Here is a 4182-nt window from a genome sequence, read left to right as displayed (position 1 = left end):
AACCCACCCGCGGCAACGAACATCCCGTCGAACAACAAACCATCAAGCGCCGAGCCTGCGTCGGTATAGATTTTGTTCACGCCACGCCTCCGAAATAGATAGTGTTCAGCCGATCGACGGACCGACATTCGCCGTTACAATTTGCATTTCTTAACGAGGACTTGGTTGGGCCCGAACTTGCACACAGATCGTCCGGACGCGCCGCAGCACCAACGCCGCCCAAGCGGCTGCTGACGCGACTTCTGAAGAAGCAAGGTCTGCCGCCAGAGCGTATGATCATGGACAAATTGCGCTCCTACGGAGCGGCGAAACGCATGCCATCTGGATATACCTCCTCCTCTTAAACCCCTCACACGGAAGCTCCGCAAACGCTCCGTCCAGCGCTTGGATATAGCGCCCTGCCGATGTCCTCCCCATCGGCAGGGCGCGCCGCGCGTAGGTCTCGGTCGCGTGACGACGGACCACGGCGGCAGGCTGTTGCTTATCGTACCGAAAGGTCACCAACCGGATGGCAGATAAAACGAGCTCCACGCCATTAATCCCCGGAGAGCTACCATCCGACCGCATCCCTAAACATGTACCACCATGACCCCAGCGTCGAATATTGCGCCCGGAACATTCGACCCCCTGGGAATGGATACCATGGCAGCTTCTCGAAGAAATCGAAGCGCGTCGCATCCCCGTCGATTGCCTCGGCCAGGATGCGGCCAAAAAGGTGCGATCCGGTGACGCCATGACCACTACAGCCGTGGGTGAAATAGGTGTTCGCTCCGATTCGCCCCATTTGCGGCACGCGCGTGAAGGAGAGCGCAAAATTGCCGCTCCAGGCATAGTCGATCGCGATGCCCTTGAGTTGCGGGAAGACCTTTTCGAGGTTCGGCCGCAGCTTTGCCACAGCGTCGGCTGGATCCGTGCCACCATAGACGGAGCCGCCCCCAAAGACCATCCGCTTGTCGGCCGAGAGTCGGAAATAATCGAGGATATATCGGGCATCCTCGACGCACATGTCGCTCGGAATCAGCGAACGAGCAACCGCTTCGCCGAGCGGTACGGTGGTGATCATTTGGGTCGAGACCGGCATGACGCGGGAAACGAGCTCGGGCACGGTGTCGCCCAGATAGGCATTGCCACAAAGCACCACGACGCGAGCCGATACTTCACCCTCTGCGGTCTGGACAATCGGCCGGGCACCCGTATTACGGATGCGGATTACCGGCGACATCTCATATATGGTGCCACCGAGGCCTTCGAAGGCGCGCGCCTCACCGAGCACGAGATTGAGCGGATGCATGTGGCCGCCGGAGGTATCGAGCATGCCCCCGCAATAGGCGCCCGAATTGACCAGCTTGCGTAGTGCCTCGCGGTCTAGCAACTGGTGGTCGTCCATGCCGTATTTGCGCCAGAGCGCCTGCTTGGATTCGAGTTCTTTCATATGCGCGGGGGTACAGGCCGCATAGATGTTTCCTGGCTTCAGGTCGCACTCGATATGATATTGGCTGACGAGGCGGCGAATGATCTTGCCGCCTTCCTGGACCAGACCACCGATGAACCGCGCCGCGCCCTCGCCGTAGCGGCGCTGGATCGTGGCGAGGCTGGCACCGAGGCCGTTGATGACCTGGCCGCCATTGCGTCCGGAAGCACCCCAGCCAACCTGCGCACCCTCGACGACCACGACCTTATAGCCCTTCTCCGCGAGGTGGATTGCGGTTGCCATCCCGGAATAGCCGGCGCCAACGACACAAATATCGGTTTCTACCCGGCCCTGAAGCCGCACTGGGGTGCGGAGCATGTTGCGGGAGGCGGCGTAGTAACTGTTCGGGTAGTTGCCGTCGCCGGCATACGATTTCTGTCTCATGACATCACACAGTTTCCAAATAAGCGCTGAGTTTGTACTCCGTCATCACAGCGAAGCCGGCGATCTGCCGGCGTTTTCTCGCGATTAGCATCAAAGACAGGTGGTGCGCACGTATGAGGCGGCCGAGCAACACCATCTCCGCCAGTTCTGCCATCAAGGCCTTGGTAAGAATCATAGGGATGCTTTGATTTAGACGACACGCATCGTTCCGCTTAGCGCGTCGAGTTCGGCCGGCGTGGCGTGCACGCGCCATTCGACGCGATCAGGGAAAAGCGCGAAGACGCTCGTAGCGAGGGTCTGGACGGTATCATCCTGCCGATTGTTGTCGCAAAAGATCGGGGTGGTCTTGTCGAACAGCACCGCCTCCGCGCCCCGCGCGAGCGCGCCTTCCGCGATCATCCGGTCCGCCGCATCCTGCCGGTTGCGGGAAGAGAGGGTGATCGTCTGGCCCAGCCCGTCGAATTCCTCGAAGAGCAGGTGGTTGGCGTGGGCACGCGGCGAGGAGGCCTCCTGAATGGCGCAGCTGTATCCCGGCCAGCTGCTGGGGCATACGTTCGGCCTAAACGAGGCCGGGCTCGTCCAGACTGTCAACAACATCAGCGCCCATGATCTTCAGCCAGGCGCCTCAGGATTTCGACCGCTTCGTCCAGATTCCTCGCATCGAGGATCGCGCGGCAGATGATCTGCCGCGGCACGCATGGAGCCGCTCCAGGCCGGGCCCTCGTCGGGCTCGACCTCGACCCAGAAACAGGCGCCGAGAATCTTTGCCGCGCCGTCCTCATTATGGGCAATTACCGCCGCGCCGTCACCTTCCCGCGGAATGAGGAGCGAGGTGCAGCCCGTGGTGGCGAGCGCTTTCGTTGCCGGGGAGACGTCCTCGGGAAGCTGCAGGTCGCCCCAGCAGTTCCAGAGGAAGACCGTTTCGAAATCCTGCCCGACGCTCGCGGCGATCCCCTCGATCTCGCGTACAAAGCGGGGATAGCTCGCGCGAGCCGCGGATTCCAGCGTCCTCAGATAGTCCGATCCGCGCCAGCGCTTCTCCAGTGCACGATCTTGCTCGCTGCGCGGGGCGTGTTCGAGGAAGCCGGCGCTGGCTCGGCCCTCGGCGCGGACGCGGGAGATGTATTTCTGGACATACAGGGCCTCCGTTTTCTGTGAGTTTACACGACGCTAGCGGGAGCGAGCCGGCGCCGAGTAAGGGGCATGCGGTCTTTCGAGGCGGTTGAAAATAATGTGAAACGCTTGGTTTTCTTGCTCGTAACGATTTTGTTCATGGACAATCTCTTGAGACCTCAATAATTCCAAAACTATTGCGCGTCTAATGTTCAGTGCCGAAAATAGGCCGACTTTGATTGGAACGGTGGCGGCGTCAAATCGGAATGGTGGCCGACTTCACAGCAGGATCCGCAGCCCCTGGCGCACGGCAAAAAATTATCCTAATCGATCTGCTCTCTTCGTCTTCTCAATTATACCAACGTTGGGCGCGATCACCTCTTGCCCGGCACCACCAGCGGCTGGTGTACGAAAAGGGGCCGCAGATTACTCCCGTTCACCAGGGGTCGGAAACGGTGTGATCGACCAATCGATAAAGTCGACGGCACGCTGAAGTATCGCCTTGGCTTGGCCTGGGCTGGCCGAAGCGGCGATGACATGTCCGATGCGGTCTCGGCAATCGCCTTTCCTGACGATCGGGGTCTTGGGTTCGACGTACAATTTGACCTCGGCGACACCTGGTATAGCAGCCGCCAGACTGTCGCCAGCGATCCAGTCGAGGATGCCATCGCGATCAGGCACGAGGATGCGCGTAGCCGCAGTGTGCGAATGCCTTCTGCGCAAATCCCATTCCTCACCGATGACAAGCTTGATGTGCTCGGTGACGAGATCGATACCGTAAGCTAGCCGGACCGCCCGAGGAGTAATACCAATCGGAAGGCGCGGATTAACTTCAATAACGACTGGGCCACGCTTCGTCCACCGGAATTCGATGTTCGCTGGCCCCCAGCCAAGGCCGAGAGCCTGCAGACAGCTCAGCGCAACATCTGCTATACGTGTATGCTCGTCATCGGTCAGCAGGGCCGGAAAGATGCTGTCACGAAAGACGAAATGTGGTGCGCGGTCGAACTCAGCGGCAGTAACCCCAATGACTGCGTTTCCCATTATCTCGGCTTCGTAGTATGGGCCTTGAGCGAATTCTTCGATCAGTACCCTCGGTGACGACCGCCATTTGTGCTTCCCGCCCAACAGATAGGTCGTATGATCGGCCACCTCATCCGCGTTGCGGCACAATCGGACACCGGTGCTACCGTTGCCGACCGCTGGCTTAAGAA

5 protein-coding genes and 1 pseudogene are annotated in these 4182 nt (G+C 60.0%); 2 read left to right on the top strand and 4 right to left on the bottom strand.

All coding sequences use genetic code 11. The features are described from left to right. Window positions 1-221 precede the first annotated feature (221 nt). Window positions 222-323 (top strand): annotated as a pseudogene (locus tag EN749_RS31970) (IS6 family transposase); the annotation flags it as partial. A gap of 227 nt (window positions 324-550) precedes the next feature. On the opposite strand, the gene EN749_RS31965 reads toward EN749_RS31970, so the two are convergent. The 3 genes from EN749_RS31965 to EN749_RS31960 are packed head-to-tail and all read right to left on the bottom strand — an operon-like array spanning window position 551 to window position 2452. Then, window positions 551-1855 (bottom strand): FAD-binding oxidoreductase, encoded by a 1305-nt coding sequence (locus tag EN749_RS31965; RefSeq protein WP_128364658.1) that lies wholly within the window; start codon window positions 1853-1855, stop codon window positions 551-553. A 4-nt stretch (window positions 1856-1859) separates the two neighbouring features. After that, on the bottom strand, window positions 1860-2030 hold the full coding sequence (locus EN749_RS37935) for a hypothetical protein (protein ID WP_189367851.1): 171 nt from the start codon (window positions 2028-2030) through the stop codon (window positions 1860-1862). 14 nt (window positions 2031-2044) lie between these two features. Next, a complete protein-coding gene (locus EN749_RS31960) occupies window positions 2045-2452 on the bottom strand; it encodes a carcinine hydrolase/isopenicillin-N N-acyltransferase family protein (RefSeq protein ID WP_128364657.1) in 408 nt (135 codons plus the stop codon). Between EN749_RS31960 and EN749_RS31955 the strand changes: the two genes are divergently transcribed. Beyond that, window positions 2379-2537 carry a carcinine hydrolase/isopenicillin-N N-acyltransferase family protein gene (locus EN749_RS31955; protein ID WP_245491540.1) on the top strand — a complete coding sequence of 53 codons (159 nt, stop codon included), beginning with the start codon at window positions 2379-2381 and terminating at the stop codon, window positions 2535-2537. The genes EN749_RS31960 and EN749_RS31955 overlap by 74 nt on opposite strands. A gap of 857 nt (window positions 2538-3394) precedes the next feature. Here EN749_RS31955 and EN749_RS31950 read toward each other — a convergent pair. Beyond that, window positions 3395-4182: ATP-grasp domain-containing protein (locus EN749_RS31950; RefSeq protein ID WP_128364655.1), on the bottom strand; the 788-nt coding region annotated here is incomplete at its 5' end.

It is taken from the genome of Mesorhizobium sp. M7A.F.Ca.ET.027.02.1.1, assembly GCF_004022985.1.
In the GTDB taxonomy this organism is placed as follows: domain Bacteria; phylum Pseudomonadota; class Alphaproteobacteria; order Rhizobiales; family Rhizobiaceae; genus Mesorhizobium.
Note: the sequence above shows the minus strand (reverse complement) of the source record. Positions and strands in the feature narration are given on the sequence as shown.

Coding starts and splice junctions, on each gene's coding strand:
- EN749_RS31965 (WP_128364658.1), bottom strand. CDS start 1,855: ATGAGACAGAAATCGTATGCCGGCGACGGCAACTACCCGAACAGTTAC.
- EN749_RS37935 (WP_189367851.1), bottom strand. CDS start 2,030: ATGATTCTTACCAAGGCCTTGATGGCAGAACTGGCGGAGATGGTGTTG.
- EN749_RS31960 (WP_128364657.1), bottom strand. CDS start 2,452: ATGTTGTTGACAGTCTGGACGAGCCCGGCCTCGTTTAGGCCGAACGTA.